The sequence below is a fragment of the Lacrimispora xylanisolvens genome (genome assembly GCF_002934545.1).
Lineage (GTDB): Bacteria > Bacillota > Clostridia > Lachnospirales > Lachnospiraceae > Lacrimispora > Lacrimispora xylanisolvens.
In genome coordinates, this window is the sequence record NZ_PTJA01000011.1 from 53,254 (window position 1) to 73,537 (window position 20,284).

The 20,284-nt window shown below is 43.6% G+C and carries 17 protein-coding genes; 16 read left to right on the forward strand and 1 reads right to left on the reverse strand.

Annotation, left to right across the window (positions count from 1 at the left end; translation table 11 throughout):
- Positions 1–10: 10 nt before the first annotated feature.
- The 16 genes from BXY41_RS18790 to BXY41_RS18865 all read left to right on the forward strand — a co-directional run bounded on the left by BXY41_RS18790 (position 11) and on the right by BXY41_RS18865 (position 19,419).
- Positions 11–790 (forward strand): TrmH family RNA methyltransferase, encoded by a 780-nt coding sequence (locus BXY41_RS18790; protein ID WP_104438408.1) that lies wholly within the window; start codon positions 11–13, stop codon positions 788–790.
- 127 nt (positions 791–917) lie between these two features.
- On the forward strand, positions 918–1,355 hold the full coding sequence (locus BXY41_RS18795; RefSeq protein ID WP_104438409.1) for an NfeD family protein: 438 nt from the start codon (positions 918–920) through the stop codon (positions 1,353–1,355).
- Between the two features lies 1 nt (position 1,356).
- Positions 1,357–2,286 (forward strand): SPFH domain-containing protein, encoded by a 930-nt coding sequence (locus tag BXY41_RS18800; RefSeq protein ID WP_104438410.1) that lies wholly within the window; start codon positions 1,357–1,359, stop codon positions 2,284–2,286.
- A 73-nt stretch (positions 2,287–2,359) separates the two neighbouring features.
- On the forward strand, positions 2,360–3,514 hold the full coding sequence (locus BXY41_RS18805) for a patatin-like phospholipase family protein (RefSeq protein ID WP_104438411.1): 1,155 nt from the start codon (positions 2,360–2,362) through the stop codon (positions 3,512–3,514).
- A gap of 89 nt (positions 3,515–3,603) precedes the next feature.
- On the forward strand, positions 3,604–4,539 hold the full coding sequence (gene argF / locus BXY41_RS18810) for an ornithine carbamoyltransferase (protein ID WP_104438412.1): 936 nt from the start codon (positions 3,604–3,606) through the stop codon (positions 4,537–4,539).
- A gap of 2 nt (positions 4,540–4,541) precedes the next feature.
- Positions 4,542–4,850, forward strand: a complete 309-nt coding sequence (locus BXY41_RS18815) for a DUF6637 family protein (protein WP_104438413.1) — start codon at positions 4,542–4,544, stop codon at positions 4,848–4,850.
- A 4-nt stretch (positions 4,851–4,854) separates the two neighbouring features.
- On the forward strand, positions 4,855–5,832 hold the full coding sequence (locus BXY41_RS18820) for a biotin--[acetyl-CoA-carboxylase] ligase (protein WP_104438414.1): 978 nt from the start codon (positions 4,855–4,857) through the stop codon (positions 5,830–5,832).
- Positions 5,832–6,926: an A/G-specific adenine glycosylase gene (gene mutY / locus BXY41_RS18825; RefSeq protein ID WP_104438415.1), complete on the forward strand. Its 1,095-nt coding sequence runs from the start codon at positions 5,832–5,834 to the stop codon at positions 6,924–6,926. Before BXY41_RS18820 ends, mutY begins: the two co-directional genes overlap by 1 nt.
- A 5-nt stretch (positions 6,927–6,931) precedes the next feature.
- Positions 6,932–7,828: a diacylglycerol/lipid kinase family protein gene (locus BXY41_RS18830; protein ID WP_104438416.1), complete on the forward strand. Its 897-nt coding sequence runs from the start codon at positions 6,932–6,934 to the stop codon at positions 7,826–7,828.
- 111 nt (positions 7,829–7,939) lie between these two features.
- The gene (gene rpoD, locus BXY41_RS18835; protein WP_104438417.1) at positions 7,940–9,082 is read left to right on the forward strand and encodes an RNA polymerase sigma factor RpoD; all 1,143 of its coding nucleotides are present in this window, start codon (positions 7,940–7,942) and stop codon (positions 9,080–9,082) included.
- A gap of 74 nt (positions 9,083–9,156) precedes the next feature.
- A complete protein-coding gene (locus BXY41_RS18840) occupies positions 9,157–9,792 on the forward strand; it encodes an epoxyqueuosine reductase QueH (RefSeq protein ID WP_104438418.1) in 636 nt (211 codons plus the stop codon).
- Positions 9,793–9,912: 120 nt separating this feature from the next.
- Positions 9,913–10,179, forward strand: coding sequence for an HPr family phosphocarrier protein (locus tag BXY41_RS18845; protein ID WP_104438419.1), 267 nt, complete (start codon positions 9,913–9,915; stop codon positions 10,177–10,179).
- Between the two features lie 445 nt (positions 10,180–10,624).
- Positions 10,625–15,184, forward strand: a complete 4,560-nt coding sequence (gene gltB, locus BXY41_RS18850) for a glutamate synthase large subunit (protein ID WP_104438420.1) — start codon at positions 10,625–10,627, stop codon at positions 15,182–15,184.
- A 12-nt stretch (positions 15,185–15,196) separates the two neighbouring features.
- Positions 15,197–16,684: a glutamate synthase subunit beta gene (locus BXY41_RS18855; protein WP_104438421.1), complete on the forward strand. Its 1,488-nt coding sequence runs from the start codon at positions 15,197–15,199 to the stop codon at positions 16,682–16,684.
- Positions 16,685–16,905: 221 nt separating this feature from the next.
- On the forward strand, positions 16,906–18,573 hold the full coding sequence (locus BXY41_RS18860) for a 2-oxoacid:acceptor oxidoreductase subunit alpha (protein WP_104438422.1): 1,668 nt from the start codon (positions 16,906–16,908) through the stop codon (positions 18,571–18,573).
- On the forward strand, positions 18,574–19,419 hold the full coding sequence (locus tag BXY41_RS18865) for a 2-oxoacid:ferredoxin oxidoreductase subunit beta (RefSeq protein ID WP_104438423.1): 846 nt from the start codon (positions 18,574–18,576) through the stop codon (positions 19,417–19,419).
- Positions 19,420–19,484: 65 nt separating this feature from the next.
- Here BXY41_RS18865 and BXY41_RS18870 read toward each other — a convergent pair whose 3' ends face one another.
- A complete protein-coding gene (locus tag BXY41_RS18870; protein ID WP_278321429.1) occupies positions 19,485–20,138 on the reverse strand; it encodes a formate/nitrite transporter family protein in 654 nt (217 codons plus the stop codon).
- Between the last annotated feature and the right edge of the window lie 146 nt (positions 20,139–20,284).

Below are 20,284 nucleotides of genomic sequence, written 5' to 3' on the forward strand. Positions count from 1 at the left end.
GAGGTACCATATGATAACAAGCAGTGCCAATGGGAAAGTGAAACAGGTGATGAACCTGATAAAGAAAGCCAAAGCCAGAAATGAAAGCGGATTGTTTGTGGCTGAAGGGCTTCGCATATTTAAGGAGATCCCCCGTGATCAGATTGACAGTATCTTTGTCTCGGAAAGCTTTCTAAAGGAAGAAGAGAGAAAACACCTGATCGACGGAATGAAGTATGAAGTTCTTACCGACGAGGTATTCCAGGTGATGTCAGATACAAAGACTCCCCAGGGGATTTTAGCTCTTGTAAAACAGCATGCTTATATCCCGGAGGATCTTATCCGTGTCCCCGGACCTGCTTTTTTAATGATACTTGAAAATATACAGGATCCGGGAAATTTAGGGACGATTATAAGGGCAGGAGAAGGAGCAGGAATCACCGGAGTACTGATGAACAGCACCACTGCGGATATCTATAATCCTAAAGTGATACGATCCACCATGGGTTCAGTTTTCAGAGTTCCGTTTGCCTATACCGATGATCTGACTGCTTCCATTCTACAGTTAAAGAAGAAGGGGATTAAGCTGTATGCAGCGCACTTAGATGGCAGGAATAATTATGAAAAAGAAGATTATACTGTTGATACAGGGTTTTTAATTGGCAATGAAGCCAATGGTCTTACGGAAGATACTGCAGGGCTTGCAGATGCTTACATCAAGATTCCGATGATGGGAAGTGTGGAATCGTTAAATGCGGCAGTGGCGGCATCAGTTCTGATGTTTGAAACTGCAAGACAGCGCAGAGGCTAGTTTTTGAAAAAAATGGGCTTTTTACTGCGGGAATGTTGAGAAATGCCTGAACATATAGTATGATAGTGTCAACGGATAGATTTGCCGTGGTGCTTTGCCGATCATGGCAGGGAAGGGGATTGAGATAATGGCAGCGATCTATTGGCTTATAGGTTTTGTGGTACTCCTTGGAATTGAAGCAGCTACGATGGCACTTACCACCATCTGGTTTGCTGGAGGAGCACTGGTAGCATTTGTATTAGCCTTATTTGGCGTTAATACCCAGGTGCAGCTTGCAATTTTTGTTATTGTATCTTTTATACTTTTGTTTTTTACCAGACCCTTTGCCTTACGATATGTAAACCGGTATACAGTGAAGACCAATACGGACAGCCTGATTGGTAAATATGCCAGGGTTACAGCAGAGATTAATAATCTGGAAAGCAAGGGCGCCGCGATCTTAAACGGACAGGAATGGACTGCAAGAGCCCAGGATGATGACAGCATCTATCCGGTGGGGGTCATGGTAGAAGTAAAGGAAATTAAAGGTGTCAAGCTGATTGTAAGCAGGAAACAGGAGGATTAAGATGAGAGTATATGGATTTACATTGGTAATTATTATTTTGATTATTATTCTGGCAGTACTTGCATCATGCGTGAAAATCGTTCCCCAGGCTCAGGCGCTTGTAGTGGAACGACTGGGAGCATTTCTTGAGACATGGTCAGTGGGAGTGCATATTAAGCTTCCTTTTCTTGACCGGGTGGCTAAGAGGGTGAACTTAAAGGAACAGGTAGCAGATTTCCCGCCCCAGCCGGTTATTACCAAGGATAACGTTACCATGCGTATTGATACAGTCGTGTTTTTCCAGATTACAGATCCTAAGCTTTACGCTTACGGCGTGGAAAATCCGATTATGGCCATTGAGAATTTAACAGCAACCACTCTTCGTAATATTATCGGTGATCTGGAGCTTGACCAGACTCTTACTTCCAGAGAGACCATCAACGCGAAGATGAGAGAAACACTGGATATTGCAACTGATCCATGGGGAATTAAGGTAAACCGTGTGGAACTGAAGAATATTATGCCTCCGGCAGCCATTCAGGATGCCATGGAAAAGCAGATGAAAGCAGAACGTGAACGACGGGAAGCAATCTTAAGGGCTGAAGGAGAGAAGAAATCAACCGTTCTTGTGGCAGAAGGTAAAAAAGAATCTGCAATTCTTGATGCAGAGGCCGAAAAACAGGCTGCCATTCTCCGGGCGGAAGCGGAAAAGGAAAAGAGAATCCGTGAGGCTGAAGGTCAGGCAGAGGCTACCTTAAAGATTCAGCAGGCCAATGCAGATGGTATCCGTATGATAAAAGATGCAGGAGCAGACCGGGCAGTCCTTGTTATTAAAAGTCTGGAAGCATTTAAGGCTGCAGCTGATGGTAAGGCAACTAAAATCATTATACCGTCTGAGATTCAGGGATTGGCAGGACTTGTTTCCTCTATTACTGAATTACCCAAAGAGTGAGTTAACCGCAGCAGATGTCTTGTGACTTCTTGCTGCGGTTTTTGCAGACAAAGACGGGAAGTTGGAGGTCTTTATGGAGCTTAAACTTGATTTGAACCGGGAATACGGGCTTGTTTTAGAAGGCGGAGGCGCCAAAGGTGCGTACCAGATCGGGGCGTGGAAAGCGCTTCGGGAAGAGGGAGTAAAGATAAAAGGGATTGCAGGTGCTTCTGTCGGATCTTTAAACGGTGCCTTAATCTGCATGGATGACTTAGACCGGGCAGAGGAGATCTGGAAGAACATCGATTACTCCCAGGTAATGTCGGTCAGCAACGAAACCATGGAAGCTCTGAAAAAGAAGGATTTTAAATCCCTGAATTTACAGGAATTAATTGCCAAAGGGTTCCAGCTTGTGAAAGACGGCGGATTTGACATTACTCCCCTGAAAGATCTGATTGCCAATGTGGTTGGGGATGAAGCGAGAATTGTTGATTCTGACAGAGAACTTTATTCCGTCACTTATTCCGTTTCTGATCACAAAGAGCTGGTGGTTGATTTAAGAAAAGGGGAAATGGGCACAGTTAAGGATATGCTTCTGGCAAGTGCTTACTTTCTGGCTTTTAAAAATGAAAAGCTTGGTGGAAAACGGTATATGGATGGGGGTGGATTTAACAATGTCCCCTTAGATGTGCTGATTGATCATGGTTATGAGGACATTATTGTAATCCGGATTTATGGCTGGGGGGCTGATAAGGAACGGGTGGTGAAGATACCCGATGGAACCAAAGTCTATCACATTGCGCCCAGACAGGATCTTGGCGGAATATTGGAATTTGATAAGAAACAGGCGAGAAAGAATTTAACACTGGGCTATTACGACGCCAAGCGGTTCTTATATGACCTTGCCGGACGGATCTATTATATTGACGCACCAAAGACAGAACCTTATTATTTTGATAAGATGATGTCTGAGATGGAACTTTTAAAACTGTATATGAAGGATATGATTGGTGAGAATGGATTGGAGGCGCTCAGCGGATACCGGGTATTTACAGAGACGCTTTTCCCCAAGCTTGCTTTGGATTTTAAACTGAAAGAAGGCTGGGATTACAAGGATATGTATCTTGGGCTTTTAGAAGACCTGGCAAAGCGGTTAAAAGTGAAACGTTTCCGGATCTATACCGTAGAAGCACTTCTTTTTGAGATCCGAAAAAAGATCCATTCCCTGGGAGAAGAGCCTTCCTTTTAATAAATTTGTATTTTTAAAAATATAGCTTGCATGAATATGCATGATATACTATAATAATGAATAAAAATACAGTTAACGGAGGAAATCATATGAATCTGAAGGGAAGAAATTTTATAACATTAAAGGATTATACACCGGAAGAGATTCAGTACTTACTGGATCTGTCTGCAGATTTGAAGGCTAAGAAGAAACAGGGAATCACAGGAAACTCTTTAAAGGGAAAGAATATTGCGCTTATTTTTGAAAAACCATCCACCCGTACCAGGTGTGCATTTGTAGTAGCTGCCGTAGATGAAGGAGCTCATCCGGAATATCTGGGGAAAGATGATATACAGCTGGGTCATAAGGAAAGCGTAGAGGATACAGCCAGGGTTCTGGGCCGGATGTTTGACGGCATTGAATTCAGGGGATTTAAACACAAAACAGTGGAAGCGTTGGCTGAATATGCAGGGGTTCCGGTCTGGAACGGTCTGACAGAGGATTATCACCCTACTCAGATTCTTGCAGATCTTCTGACCATCAGGGAACACTTTGGTTACTTAAAAGGACTGAAGTTTGTTTATGCAGGAGACGGACGTAATAATATGGCCAACAGCCTGATGATCGGTATGAGTAAGATGGGAGTTCATTTTACCATTCTTGCACCGGAATGCCTCTGGCCAAACAAGGAACTGGTGGAACTTTGCCAGGGATATGCAGATGTAAGCGGAAGCACCATTACCTTAACAGAAGACTGTGAAAAGGTAAAGGATGCAGATGTTATTTACACCGATGTATGGTGCTCCATGGGAGAGGAAGAAAAGGCAGCAGAGCGTGTTGCACTCTTAAAACCATATCAGGTGAATCAGGAATTAATGAATAAAACAGGCAAGGATACTACTATATTTATGCATTGCCTGCCGGCGGTAAAAGGCAACGAAGTGACAGAAGATGTCTTTGAATCCGGCGTATCGGTAGTATTTGATGAAGCGGAAAACAGAATGCATACCATTAAGGCAGTGATGGTGGCGACGTTAGGAGAATAGAGATGTATTTACAGGAACGAGGAAAAAATTTGAGAAATGCTTCCATGATGGTAGATCTTGTACACATTGTGGTAGGAATCTTAATTGTGGTACTGGCGGTTATTTCATTTTTGAATCCGGAAGACAATATGCTGATGTTCCCGGTGATATTTTTTCTGGCAGGAGCTTTGAACTTTATAAACGGGATTTACAGAATCAGGCTCAGCGGCAGGGAAAAAAGGAAAAAAGCGGCTGGCATCGCCTCGGTCATTGCAGGCTGTCTGCTGTTTGCCCTTGCGGTGATCAGTGCAGTAAGTATCTGGTGGGGGTGATCACTTGAAAACCGAGATTTTAAAACTTCTAAAGGAAAGTGATGAATCTATCTCAGGTCAGGAATTATGCCAGCGCTTTCATGTTTCCAGGACGGCTGTATGGAAGGTAATCCGTCAGCTTCAGGAAGAAGGATATCAAATCGAAGCAGTGCGAAATAAAGGATACCATTTACTCGAATCCTGTGATATAATGACGAAAACGGAGATAGAAAGCTGCATCAGAGGTCAATTTGGCAGGGTTGTGGATTTTCATGAATCCATTGACTCTACCAATCTGAGAGCCAGGCGTCTGGCAGAGGAAGGTGCAGGCAGCGGGACTCTTGTGGCTGCAGATACCCAGGAAGCAGGGAGAGGCAGAAGAGGCAGAAGCTGGATATCTCCTCCGGGAAAGAATATATTTATGAGTCTGATATTAAGACCCGATATTCTTCCTGCAAAAGCTTCCATGCTGACTCTTGTGGCTGCATTGGCTGTTCGTGATGGTATTGAGTCTGTAACCGGACTTTCTCCAGTAATTAAGTGGCCCAACGACATCGTTTCAAGTGGGAAAAAACTCTGTGGTATCTTAACTGAGATGAGTGCGGAGCTGGAAGGCATCCATTACGTGGTAGTTGGAATCGGAATCAATGTGAACCTGGAAGAGTTTCCCCAGGAAGTCCGTGATACGGCAACCTCTCTGTTTCTTGAAACGGGAGGGAAAGTGGTCAGAAGTCAGTTGATTGCAGCAGTTTTAGAAGCATTTGAGCATTATTATGAAGAATTTATCAGCCAGGGTGATTTATCCCGGCTGATAAGTGTCTATAATAAGAATATGGTCAATGCAGGAAAGGAAGTAAGAATTCTGGAACCAACCGGTGAATACAAAGGGAGAGCTTTGGGAATTAATGAAAAAGGAGAACTCCTTGTTGAGATGCCGGATGGAGAGGTCAGACATGTGATTTCAGGTGAAGTGTCTGTCCGGGGAATTTATGGATATGTATAATGAATCATTCCCTCTATGATAAATTACAGGTTTTAGAGCCGGCTGGTCAGGCTATGGACAGAGAAGAACGTCTGAGTGCAGCCGGCCGTCCCCTGTTAAGCTGGTATCACCAAAACAGAAGGATTCTTCCATGGCGGGAAAATCCAGAACCATATCGCGTCTGGATATCGGAGATCATGCTTCAGCAGACGAGAGTGGAAGCGGTGAAACCGTATTTCGACCGTTTTATGGAAGCGTTACCCGGAGTTAAAGCGCTTGGAGAAGTGTCGGAAGATCGTCTTTTAAAGCTTTGGGAAGGATTGGGCTATTACAGCAGGGCAAGGAATTTAAAAAAAGCGGCTGAGCTTCTTGTAGAGAAGTACGGAGGAAAGCTTCCGTCATCCTATGAGGAGCTTAAAGCACTTCCAGGGATTGGTTCCTATACAGCCGGAGCCATAGCCTCCATCGCTTTTGAAATCCCGGTTCCAGCCGTAGACGGCAATGTACTTCGTGTCATATCAAGGCTGACCGGGAGTATGGAGGATATTACAAAGCAGTCTGTAAAAAAGGATATGGAAGAGCTGATAAAAGGCGTTATGCCAAGAGAAGACCCGGGATCCTATAATCAGGCGCTTATTGAGGTTGGAGCCATTGTGTGTGTGCCCAATGGCGCTCCGCTTTGCGGCAGTTGTCCTCTTTTTTCCTTATGCGTAGCCAGGCAAAAGGATCTTACAGGAATCATACCTGTGAAAGCTCCTAAAAAGGAACGAAGAACAGAGCATAGAACCATTCTTATTCTGACGAAGGATGAACGCGTGGCGATCCGCAAAAGAGATGACACAGGACTTCTGGCATCCTTATACGAACTGCCAGGACTTGATGGGTGGATTCCTCAGGAAGAGATAAAGGAAACACTTGGCGTGAAAGAGGCAAAGATTACGCCTCTTCCGGAGGCAAAGCATATTTTCAGCCATGTGGAATGGCATATGACTGGTTATCGGGTGGAACTGACTGAACTACCAAAAGGAGACTATCTGTGGGTCACTCCCGAAGAAATAAAAAAAACTTATTCCCTGCCTGGGGCATTCAAGGCGTATACAAAGTTAATTAGGTGATAATAATGAAGAAGATGCTTTTTATATTTAATCCGCGTTCCGGAAAAGGTCAGATCAGAAATAAGCTGGTGGATATTCTGGATATTTTTACGAAAGCCGGTTATGAACTGACCGTTCATGTAACACAGCGTCAGGGAGATGCCAGGGAAGCAGCTTACCGCTACGGGAAAAACAAAGATCTGGTGGTATGCAGCGGTGGAGACGGAACTTTAAACGAGACGATCAGCGGCCTTATGAAGCTTCCCCAATATCCGGAACTTGGCTATATTCCTGCAGGCTCCACCAATGATTTTGCCTCCAGTTTAAAGATCTCCAAGGATATGCTAAAAGCAGCGGATGCTGCTGTATCCGGTCAATCCTGTCCCATTGATATCGGCGGCTTTTGTGAAGATCAGTATTTTATTTACATCGCTGCCTTCGGAGCCTTTACAGAGGTTTCCTACCTGACTCCCCAGGATAAGAAAAATGTTCTGGGTCATCAGGCCTATATGCTGGAAGGAATGAAGAGCCTGACATCCATTAAATCCTACTCCATGCGGGTTGAATGTGATGAGCTTACGCTGGAAGGAGAATTCATTTTTGGTATGATTACCAACACCATCAGTGTGGGAGGCTTTAAAGGCCTTGTCACTCAGGATGTGGCTCTGGATGATGGTGAATTTGAAGTCCTTTTAATACGGTCACCCAAGACTGCTCTTGATTTTACCAATATCATTAATTATATGTTTTTAAAAGAAGAACCCAACGAATACGTCCATAAATTTCGGACACGGTCCTTGAAACTCATCGCCGATGAACCGATAGACTGGGTGCTTGACGGAGAATTCGGGGGAGCGAAAAGAGAAGTCTCGATCACAAACTTAGAGAAGAAAATCCATATTATGAGAAAACAGCCGAAATAACAACAAAACTGCCTGTTTCAGAAGAAATATGTTGAAATATGGGGTCTGGTAGTATATAATGAAAAGTTGTGTGGGCTTTATGTATACTTCTTAGCGAAAGGACGTTATTAAGTGGAAAAAGATAATTTTTTAGATAAGCTGGGTAAACTAGTCGAACTTGCAAAAACAAAGCATAATGCTTTGGACGTTACAGAGATTAATAACTTCTTTATAGGAGAAGAACTGACTACAGAGCAGATGGATCAGATTTATACGTACCTGGAGAATCGCGGCGTTGACGTGATCCCGGTCATGGATGATTCCACTTTAACTGATGATGTGCTCATGTCAGAAGATCTCCTCCTTGATGATGATCTTGATGACGGTTTTATTAAAGATGTAGATGAAGAAGATATTGATTTAGACGCCATTGATTTATTGGAAGGCATCGGCACAGAAGACCCTGTCCGCATGTATTTAAAAGAAATCGGCACTGTACCGCTCTTAAACGCAGAGGAAGAACTGCGCCTTGCCAAGAGAAAAGCGGATGGTGACGATGATGCCAAGGAGCGTCTGATTGAGGCCAATCTGCGCCTTGTTGTCAGCATTGCAAAACGTTATACAGGCCGTGGTATGAGTTTCCTTGACCTGGTTCAGGAAGGAAATTTAGGTCTGATTAAAGGCGTTGAAAAATTTGATTATACCAAAGGCTATAAGTTAAGTACATATGCTACTTGGTGGATTCGTCAGTCTGTAACCCGTGCGTTGGCAGACCAGGCAAGAACAATCCGTGTTCCTGTGCATATGGTAGAGACGATTAATAAGATGTCCAAGATGCAGAGAAAATTGACCCTGGAACTGGGATATGAGCCTTCTGTTGCAGAACTTGCAGAAGCGCTTGACATGTCTGAGGACAAGGTTATGGAGATCATGCAGATTGCCAGAGAGCCGGCATCCTTAGAGACTCCCATTGGTGAGGAAGATGATTCTAATTTAGGCGATTTTGTGGCTGATAATAATGTGGTAACACCGGAAGGCAACGTTGAGTCAGTCATGTTAAGAGAACATATCGACGCGCTTTTAGGTGATTTGAAGGAAAGAGAACGTCAGGTAATTGTTTTGAGGTTCGGTTTGGAAGACGGACATCCGCGCACATTGGAAGAAGTGGGAAAAGAATTTAATGTTACCCGCGAACGCATCAGGCAGATTGAGGCGAAAGCACTTAGAAAGCTGAGAAACCCGGTTCGCAGCAAGCGAATCAGAGATTTCTTATAAGACAAATAAAAGGCGCGGCTGGCATTTTTCTGCGCCTTTTTGTCATTTCTGAAGACGGCAGGGAGGAAGACATCATGAACCCAAGAAATTATCAGAAGGAATTGGATCAGATTATTGAAGAAATAAAAGTACAGAATAAAGTTCCCAGACTTCTGATACATAGCTGCTGCGCTCCATGCAGCAGTTATGTACTGGAGTATTTGTCCCAATATTTTGAAATTACTGTTTATTTTTACAATCCCAATATATATCCTCCTCTGGAATATATAAGACGTGTGGAGGAACAGGACCGGCTGATTCAGGAGATGAATTTTGTTCATCCGGTTACCTTACAGACCGGCGCGTATGAACCTCAGGAGTTTTACCGGATTGTGGAAGGTCTTGAGAAAGAGCCTGAAGGCGGTTTACGATGCTTTCGCTGTTATGAGCTCCGTCTTCAGGAGGCCGCCAAAATCGCCCAGGCGGGCAGATTTGATTACTTTACAACCACCTTGTCCATCAGTCCCCTTAAAAATGCAGATAAGCTGAATGAAATAGGTGAAAAGCTGGGGAAAGAATACCGGGTTGCTTATCTGCCATCTGATTTTAAGAAGAAAAACGGGTATAAACGCTCTGTAGAACTGTCGAAGGAGCATGACCTTTACAGGCAGGACTACTGTGGCTGCGTATTTTCACAAAGAGAGAGACAGACACAAGAATCTTCCTGCTGACTGTGACCTTACTTTGGAAATATCTCAAAGACATGTTGTGTTTGGCTTGACACAAAATGGATATTGTAATAAAATTAACAGCGTGGAGTATAAAAATTTGAGGATAAAGGAGTGAATTATATGTTATCAAAATCACTGACTGTTGTAAATCCATCCGGACTTCATTTAAGACCGGCAGGCGTTCTGTCTCAGACAGCTATGAAATTTAAATCTGATATAATTATTGAATACGGAGAGAAGAGGATTGTTGCCAAGAGCGTATTAAACGTAATGGCAGCCGGAATCAAATGCGGCGCTATGATCAATGTGATCTGCGACGGCGAGGACGAAGAAGCGGCAATGAAAACCATGACCGAAGCAATTGAGAGCGGTCTTGGCGAGATGTAATCCGTATCTGTTTATCGTATAAAATTCAACAGTGGAAGGCCCGGAATCGATGCTGATTCCGGGTCTTTTTTTATTTGCAGTAATTTATATATTGCTTCTTTGATCTCTGTAACTGTTATAAAAATAAAGGAAACAATGGTTATTTCCAGTTGGATGCTTAATGAAAAAAATATGCACTTAATAATAATAAGCTAAGACTTAAATAAATTAGAAATTTATGCCACTAAAGGGAAAATCAACGAGAATTGTATTGCAACGATAAAATATTTTGGTATATAAGTTTAAAATACAGACAATATATTTATAAATGTTATATATTCGAATTATCTGACAATAACAAAATAAAACACATTTACAAAGTGCGAAAAATGTAGTATTATCAACTAAAATTACTGTTACACTTTAGCACCTCAAAGCAGAGGAGCAGTCAGGAAAGGAAGAGATTATGGATAAGAGTTTACAATCCCCTAATAAAACAGGTACTCCGGGACTATATGATCCCCGCTTCGAGCATGATAACTGCGGTATCGGTGCAGTGGCAAATATGAAGGGGATAAAGACCCATAAGACAGTGGAGCAAGCTCTTCATATCGTGGAAAATTTAGAACACAGGGCAGGAAAAGATGCAGATGGCAAGACTGGAGACGGTGTTGGTATTATGCTTCAGATCTCTCACAAATTCTTTAAGAAAGTGACCAAACCATTAAACATCGGGATTGGTGAAGAGAGAGAATACGGTGTGGGCATGTTTTTCTTCCCCCAGGATGAGCTTGCCAGAAACCAGGCAAAAAAGATGTTTGAAATTATTGTACAGAAGGAAGGTCTTGAATTTCTGGGCTGGAGAGATGTACCCATTCATCCGGAACTGATTGGTGCCAAAGCAGTGGAGCGTATGCCTTATATCGCTCAGGCTTTTATTAAGAAGCCTGCTGACGTGAAGAAAGGCCTGGATTTTGACCGGAAACTTTATGTATCCAGACGAATTTTTGAACAGAGCAATGATAATACCTATGTGGTTTCTTTAAGCAGCAGGACAATTGTATATAAAGGAATGTTTCTTGTAAAGGAATTAAGACAGTTCTTTACAGATCTTCAGGATAAAGATTATGAATCAGCCATTGCAGTGGTTCATTCCCGTTTCAGTACCAATACCAATCCAAGCTGGATGAGAGCTCATCCAAATCGTCTCATCGTACATAACGGCGAGATCAACACCATTCGCGGTAATGTGGATAAGATGATGGCCAGGGAAGAAAACATGGAATCTGAGTATTTCAGCAGTGATATGCATAAGGTTCTTCCTATTATTAATCAGGAAGGCTCTGACTCTGCCATGCTTGACAATGCCCTGGAGTTTATGATGATGAGCGGCATGGATTTACCTCTGGCAGTGATGGTAACCATTCCTGCACCATGGGAGCATGATAAATCCATGCCTCAGGAGATCCGTGACTTCTATCGTTACTATGCAACGATGATGGAACCGTGGGATGGCCCGGCTTCCATCGTATTCAGTGACGGTGATTTGGTAGGAGCTGTGTTAGACCGTAATGGTCTCAGACCTTCCAGATATTATATAACCGATGATGATCATATGATTCTGGCATCTGAGGTAGGTGCAATTGACATCGAGCAGAGCCATGTGGTGAAAAAAGAACGCCTTCGCCCAGGAAAGATGCTTTTAATCGATACGGTAAAGGGATGCCTGATTACTGATGAAGAATTAAAAGAAACTTATGCCCAGAGAAAGCCTTACGGTGAATGGCTGGATTCCAACTTAATTGAATTAAAGGATCTCCCCATCCCCAATAAAGGCGTTCCTGCCATGACCAGAGCGGACCGCGCAAAAATGCAGAAAACCTATGGTTATACGTACGAAGAATATAAAACCATGATTCTGCCTATGGCCTTAAACGGAGCGGAAGCAGTTTCAGCCATGGGTGCGGACAGTCCTCTTGCAGTATTGAGCAAGAAGCATCAGCCGCTTTTTAACTACTTTAAGCAGCTGTTTGCCCAGGTAACCAATCCCCCCATTGACTCTATTCGTGAGGAAATTGTAACTTCCACTACGGTTTACGTGGGAGAAGAGGGCAATATTTTAAAAGAAGAAGCAGAAAACTGCAAGATCTTAAAAGTGAATAATCCCATTCTTACCTGTACGGATCTACTGAAGATCAAACATATGAAGAGACCGGGATTTAAGGTAGAAGTGATTCCCATTACCTATTATAAGAACACTTCACTGGAAAAAGCCATTGACAGGCTGTTTTTAGAGGCAGACAGAGCTCATCGGGATGGTGCTAATATCATTATTTTATCAGACCGTGATATTGATGAAAACCACGTGCCGATTCCTTCTTTGCTGGCAGTTTCTGCACTTCAGCAGCATCTGGTAAAGACCAAGAAAAGAACCTCAGTTGCCCTTATATTAGAGAGTGGAGAGCCCAGAGAAGTTCACCACTTTGCAACATTATTAGGATATGGAGCCTGTGCAATTAACCCGTATCTGGCTCAGGAATCCATTCATAATTTAATTGAAAATGGCATGCTTGATAAGGACTATTACGCTGCTGTGGAGGATTACAACTCTGCCGTTTTACATGGCATTGTAAAGATTGCTTCTAAAATGGGTATCTCCACCGTGCAGTCCTATCAGGGAGCGCAGATATTTGAAGCCATTGGTATTTCAAAGAAAGTGGTAGATACGTATTTTACCGATACAGTAAGCCGGGTGGAAGGTATCAATTTAGAGGATATTGCCAATGACGTGGACACCCTTCACTCCGCAGCATTTGATCCTCTTGGTCTTGATGTGGACTTAACTTTAGACAGCGTGGGAAGTCATAAAGAAAGAGCAGGACAGGAAGAGCACCTTTACAATCCGCGTACCATTCATCTGCTGCAGCAGGCCACCAGAACAGGCAGTTATGAGACATTTAAGGAGTACACACACGCGTTAACCCAGGAAGGCCAGATGGTCAATTTAAGAAGTCTTCTTGACTTCGATTATGCTAAGACCAAAGAAATTCCGGTTGAAGAAGTGGAAAGTGTGGAATCCATTGTAAAACGTTTTAAGACAGGTGCCATGTCCTATGGCTCCATTTCACAGGAAGCTCACGAGGCTCTTGCCATCGCAATGAACCGGATTCACGGAAAATCAAACAGCGGTGAGGGCGGTGAAAGCCTGGAGCGTCTGACAACAGGACCAGATGGAGTTAACCGTTGTTCTGCTATTAAACAGGTTGCTTCCGGACGTTTTGGTGTGACTTCCAGATATTTAGTCAGTGCAAAAGAGATTCAGATTAAAATGGCACAGGGTGCAAAGCCAGGAGAGGGCGGCCAGCTCCCAGGACAGAAAGTATATCCATGGGTGGCTAAAACAAGACATTCCACAACTGGTGTGGGATTAATTTCACCGCCGCCTCATCATGATATTTATTCCATTGAGGATCTTGCCCAGCTGATTTATGATTTAAAAAATTCCAATACCAGTGCCAGAATTTCCGTTAAGCTGGTTTCCGAAGCAGGAGTGGGAACAGTAGCTGCCGGTGTTGCCAAAGCAGGTGCCCAGGTTATTTTAATCTCCTCATTTGACGGCGGAACCGGTGCAGCACCAAGAAACTCCATCTATAATGCAGGACTTCCATGGGAACTTGGCGTGGCAGAGGCACATCAGACCCTGATTATGAACGGGCTTCGTGACAAGGTAATTCTGGAAACTGACGGAAAACTGATGACTGGACGGGATGTGGCCATTGCCTGTATGCTTGGAGCTGAGGAATTCGGCTTTGCAACAGCACCGCTTGTAACTTTGGGCTGCGTTATGATGAGAGTCTGCAACTTAGATACCTGTCCGGTTGGAGTTGCCACTCAAAATCCGGAACTTCGCAAGCGCTTTAAAGGAAAACCGGAATATGTTGTGAATTTCATGTACTTTATTGCAAGAGAGCTCCGGGAATATATGGCGAAGCTTGGAATCCGTACAGTAGATGAGCTGGTTGGAAGAACCGATCTCTTAAAGAAAAAAGATCAGATTTCCAATGAAAGGGCAAAGAAAGTAGATTTCTCTGCAATTTTAGGCAACCCATATGTGGGCGGCAAAGTAGCAGGCTACGACAAAAAGCTGGTTTATGACTTCGAGCTGGATAAAACCATTGACGAGAAGATTATTTTGAAAAAATTAAGGCAGGCACTCGCTGCCGGTCAGAAGAAGGGACTTCAGATTGATGTTTCCAATACCGACCGTGCACTGGGAACCATATTCGGATCAGAGATAACCAGACTGTATCCGGAAGGACTGGCAGAGGATACCTTTACCATTAACTGTACAGGAAGCGGCGGTCAGAGTTTCGGCGCATTTATTCCAAGAGGTCTGACTCTGGAGCTGATCGGCGACAGCAACGATTACTTTGGCAAGGGACTTTCCGGCGGAAAACTGGTGGTTTATCCTCCTCAGGGAATTAAGTTTAAACCGGAAGAAAATATTGTCATCGGTAATGTGGCTCTGTACGGCGCAACCAGCGGAAAAGCCTTTATCTGCGGTGTGGCGGGAGAACGGTTCTGTGTTCGAAATTCCGGCGCAACTGCAGTGGTGGAAGGTGTTGGTGACCACGGATGTGAGTACATGACAGGCGGCCGCGTGGTGGTACTTGGATCAACAGGCAAGAACTTTGCGGCAGGTATGAGCGGCGGAATCGCTTACGTATTAGATGAAAAGAGGGATTTATACAAACGCCTCAATAAAGAAATGGTTTCTTTTGAAGAAGTTACCAACAAATACGATGTTTTGGAATTAAAGGATATGATCAAGGAACATGTGGCTTATACCAACTCCGCAAAGGGCAAGGAAATCCTCGACAACTTTGGAGAATATCTGCCTAAATTCAAGAAAATCATGCCTCATGACTACAGACGCATGATGAATACCATTGTTCAGATGGAAGAAAAGGGTTTAAGCAGCGAGCAGGCACAGATTGAAGCATTTTATGCCAATACAAAGAAGTAAGGAGGAGCGAAAATGGGTAAGCCAACAGGATTTTTAGAATATAAAAGAGAAACAGGAAGAACGGTAGATCCCAAGACCCGTTTGAAAAATTATAACGAGTTCCATCTGCCCCTTTCTGAAAAAGAACAAAAATGCCAGGGTGCGCGGTGTATGGACTGCGGTGTACCATTTTGCCAGTCAGGAGTTATTTTAAATGGAATGGTTTCGGGCTGTCCCTTAAACAATCTAATACCGGAATGGAATGATCTTGTCTATTCCGGTACCTGGCAGCAGGCATATAACCGTTTGAAAAAAACCAACAGCTTTCCGGAATTTACTGCACGGGTCTGCCCGGCACCCTGTGAAGCGGCATGTACCTGCGGATTAAACGGTGATCCGGTTGCGATTAAGGAAAATGAGTATGCCATTGTTGAACGTGCCTATGCTTCCGGAATTGCAGGACCAAGACCTCCTAAAATCCGTACTGGAAAAAAGGTTGCAGTCATTGGATCCGGTCCTGCCGGTCTGGCAGCTGCGGACCAGTTAAATAAACGGGGACACAGCGTAACTGTCCTGGAACGGGAAGACCGTGCAGGCGGACTTCTCATGTATGGAATCCCCAATATGAAGCTGGAAAAGCATGTGATTGACCGGAAGGTTGAAATCATGAAAGAAGAGGGAATCGAGTTTCTTACCAATGCTGATGTTGGAAAAAACCAGAAGGCGAAAGACCTTTTAAAGGACTATGACCGTATTATCCTTGCCTGTGGAGCATCAAATCCCAGAGATTTAAATGTTCCCGGAAGAGATGCACAGGGAATCTATTTTGCAGTGGATTTCTTAAAATCCACAACAAAAAGCCTGTTAAATTCTGACCTGCAGGATAATCAGTATATATCTGCAAAGGGAAAACATGTGATTGTAATCGGGGGCGGAGATACAGGGAACGACTGTGTTGGTACGTCGCTCCGCCATGGCTGTGCCTCTGTGACTCAGCTTGAGATGATGCCAAAGCTTCCTGAAACAAGGACAGAGGATAACTCCTGGCCGGAATGGCCAAAAGTGCTGAAAACTGATTACGGTCAGGAAGAGGCAATCTCTGTATTTGGCAAAGACCCAAGAGTATATCAGACGACTGTGAAGGAATTTATAAAAGATAAATCCGGCAAGCTGGTAAAAGCAGTTTTAATGAGCCTTGAGCCGAAAAAGGATGAGAAAACCGGACGGATGAGCATGGAGCCGGTAGCAGGCAGTGAAAAAGAAGTTCCTGCTGATTTAGTTCTGATAGCAGCCGGTTTCTTAGGCGCTCAGAATTATGTTGCAGATGCGTTCGGTGTGAAGTTAAACGGCAGAAGTAATGTTGAAACCGAAGCGGGCAGATATAAAACCAACGTGGATAAGGTTTTTGTGGCAGGAGATATGCACAGAGGCCAGTCCCTTGTGGTATGGGCTATCAGAGAGGGCCGTGAAGTAGCGAAAGAAGTAGATATCAGCCTAATGGGCTATACCAATCTGGTATAATGAGAAGGAAGAGAGACATTTTGTTTCTCTTCCTTTTTATCTTCAAGAGTCTTAAAGCTATATGGATTGAATATTTATTAATATGTTAATTTTGAAACAATTAACTGCAATAATTAAAAAAATAACAATAAATTATAAAAAGTATAAAAATAGTTCGATATATATTGATAATAATGTGATTATAAGTTATAATTAGTCAAAATTTAAAAGGAGGAAAACCTATGTATAATATTCTGATTGGTGGCGCTGCCGGCCAAGGCATCGATACCACAGTCTCTATTTTAGAAAAACTGCTGAAGCATTCCGGCTATTATATCTATACAACCAGAGATTTCATGTCACGGGTGCGGGGAGGTCATAACTTTTCCCTTCTGCGATTTGGGACGGAGGTCATTACCTCCCACAGTTACCGTTTAGATGGAATCATTGCTTTGAATGAGGAGACCATTGACTTACATAAGCACGAATTAAAGGAAGAAGGTTTTGTCTTATGTGACAGCAGTTTTGATTATCCTGATACAGACGTAAGAGTCATGAAACTTCCCATGAACAAAATTGCAAAAGAACTTGGGAACGGGAAAGCTTCTGCAAGTGTGGCAGTAGGAGCGATATTAAAACTCTTCGGTGAGCCATTTACCTATGTTGAGGAAATCATGGCTGATGTCATGAAGAAGGAAATCCTTGAGGTTAATTTAAATGCAGCCAAAGCTGGATACGCAGCCGTAGAAGCAAAATTTAACCATCTGGAAGGCGGTTATAAAGATTATATGCTTATTTCAGGCAGTGAGGCTTTGGGGCTTGGAGCAGTGGCGGGAGGACTTAAATTCTATTCTGCCTATCCAATGTCTCCATCTACGGCAGTTTTAGAATATCTGGCCTCTGTAGGACATAAGGCAGGAATCGTGGTGGAGCAGGCAGAAGATGAGATTGCTGCCGTTAACATGGCACTGGGTGCTTCCTTTGCCGGCGCAAGAGCCATGACAGGAACCAGCGGAGGCGGCTTCTGCTTAAAGGTGGAGGCGCTGGGATTCTCCGGTATTGCAGAGATTCCTCTTGTAGCTGTAGATGTGCAAAGACCTGGTCCGGCAACCGGTCTGCCCACCCGCACAGAGCAAAGTGACTTAAAATTTGTTATTTCCGCATCCCAGGGAGAGTTCCCCAGACTTGTGATAGCGTTAAGAAGTCAGGAGGATGCTTTTTACCAGACATTCCGGGCTCTTAATCTGGCAGAAAAATACCAGATCCCTGTCATACTGCTCAGCGACCAGTATCTTGGAGATTCAACAGCCTGTGTGAAGCCCTTTGACATATCGGGACTGAAACAAGTCAGTCATGCAACGGAGGCAGAAGGAGAGTATTTGCGTTACAGGATAACGGAAGATGGAATTTCCCCCAGGCTTATTCCCGGACTTACAGACCATATTGTTGCTGCTGACAGTGATGAACATGATGAAAGAGGATGGATCACGGAATCTGCAGAGGTCAGAATCCAGATGGTGGATAAGCGGATGAGAAAATTAGAGGGTCTGATGGAAGAACTGTCAGAACCAGAGTTTATAGGAGAGGAGAACTGCGAAACACTGTTACTTGGCTGGGGTTCTGCTTACGGCCCCATCAAAGAGGCGGTCTCTCTTCTAAATAAAAATGGGAAAGGAAGCTATGGCGCCCTGGTGTTTGGAGATATTTATCCCCTTCCTCAGGAGAAATTAAAATTTTATGCGAAAGGCAGGACGTTAATCAACGTAGAACAAAATGCAACAGGCCAGCTGGCTTCCCTGATCAGAGAGCAGACAGGAATTGAGTGTCATAAAAGTATTTTAAAATATGACGGCAGGCAGATATCAGGTGAAGAAATTACAAAAAAAGTGCTGGAAGGAGGTTACAGGTAGATGGATAAATTCAAAACTTATGAAACAGCATGGTGTCCGGGGTGTGGAAACTTTTCCATTTTAAACAGCCTGAAAACAGCGCTGGAGGAACTGGGCATTGAACCAAATAAAGTATTAATGGTGGGAGGAATCGGCCAGGCGGCGAAAACGCCCCAGTATTTAAACACCAACAGCTTCTGCGGGCTTCATGGAAGGGCGCTTCCGGCTGCAATTGCCGCTAAAATTGCCAATGAGGAGCTTACTGTTATAGTGAATTCCGGAGACGGTGACTCTTATGGTGAAGGTGGCAACCACTTTATTCACAACATAAGAAGAAATGTGAACATTGCTCATTTTGTTCATGACAATCAGATTTATGGTCTGACCAAAGGGCAGGCATCACCCACCAGCGGGGAAGGTTTTGTTACAGGAGTTCAGACCGATGGCAACTTAAATACGCCTTTAAATCCAGTGCTTCTGGCAATTGCTTCAGGTGCGGGATTTGTAGCCAGGGGCTTTAGTGGTGATTCAAAGCAACTGGTAAATATTATGAAGGAGGCAATCCTTTATCCCGGATATGCTTTCGTGGATATTCTTCAGCCATGTATCACCTTCAATAAAGTGAATACCTTTGCTTACTACAAAAATATGGCAGCGCCCCTTGAAGATGACTATGATCCCACCAATCGGCTGGAAGCCATCAGAATGTCAATGGAAGTAAGTGAAAAAATCCCTACCGGCATTCTCTATCGGGAAGATAAGCTGGATTTTCACAGAAAAAACGGAATTTTAAATGACGGTACACCCCTGATAAAACGAGAAACACAAGATCAGGTTCTAAAGGATCTGATCAGCAGCTTTATATAATAAAACAAGGGCAGAAATCCATACAATGGGGATTTCTGCCCTTATTTCTATGGGGATCATACCTGTCAGGAATGTGCAGGTGATCCCTCTTCCTTTAAATACTTCTTTGCTATGGGAATCAGACAGCCGCCTGTTAAGTTTCCGGCAGATATCACCAGAATATATAAGAATGCCTTGGCACTCCAGGCACCTGCCATGGTGAAATAAAACATATCTGCAATACTGTGCTCATAACCGGAGAGGATGAATACCATAACTGGAAGAACCAGAGCAAAATATTTTCCAACCCCATCCTTAATGGTCTGAAAACCGATGACTGCAATACACATCATCACACCGCAAAAAATCGCCATGATAAAGGTGCTGAATAAGGTGTCTGACAGCTTCATGCTGACAATATCAGCAGCGTGGGCTGTTAATTTGGAGAGTTTTGTATGTCTGAATATGGTCCCCATCCCTGTGGTTCCCACAAAATTACCTATGTATACCAGGAGAACGGTCAGGAGATAGGAAGGTTTTTCATCCACAATATAGCATACCTTGCCTGTGAATAGATGGAAGCCAAAGGTGTATATGGTAAATAACCCAATGGTAAATAAGAAAGAACCTGCAATATGGTTCTCCAGGGTTAAATAAATGATGCCCCCCGTGCTGATAGCGATCCCTGCAATTACTGCTTTTATTAATGTTTTCATCTGTGCGGTAACTCCCTTTTTTATTCTGTTGTGTTTCGGTTTTTGTCTGTCATTTCAGAGCCATGTCATATTATAACATAAGAGAAAGAGTTTACAAGAGCAAATAACATTTTGACAAAATTTATCAGAATTTGCATAAAAAAACCGCCGGTTTCATGCCGGCGGCAGTA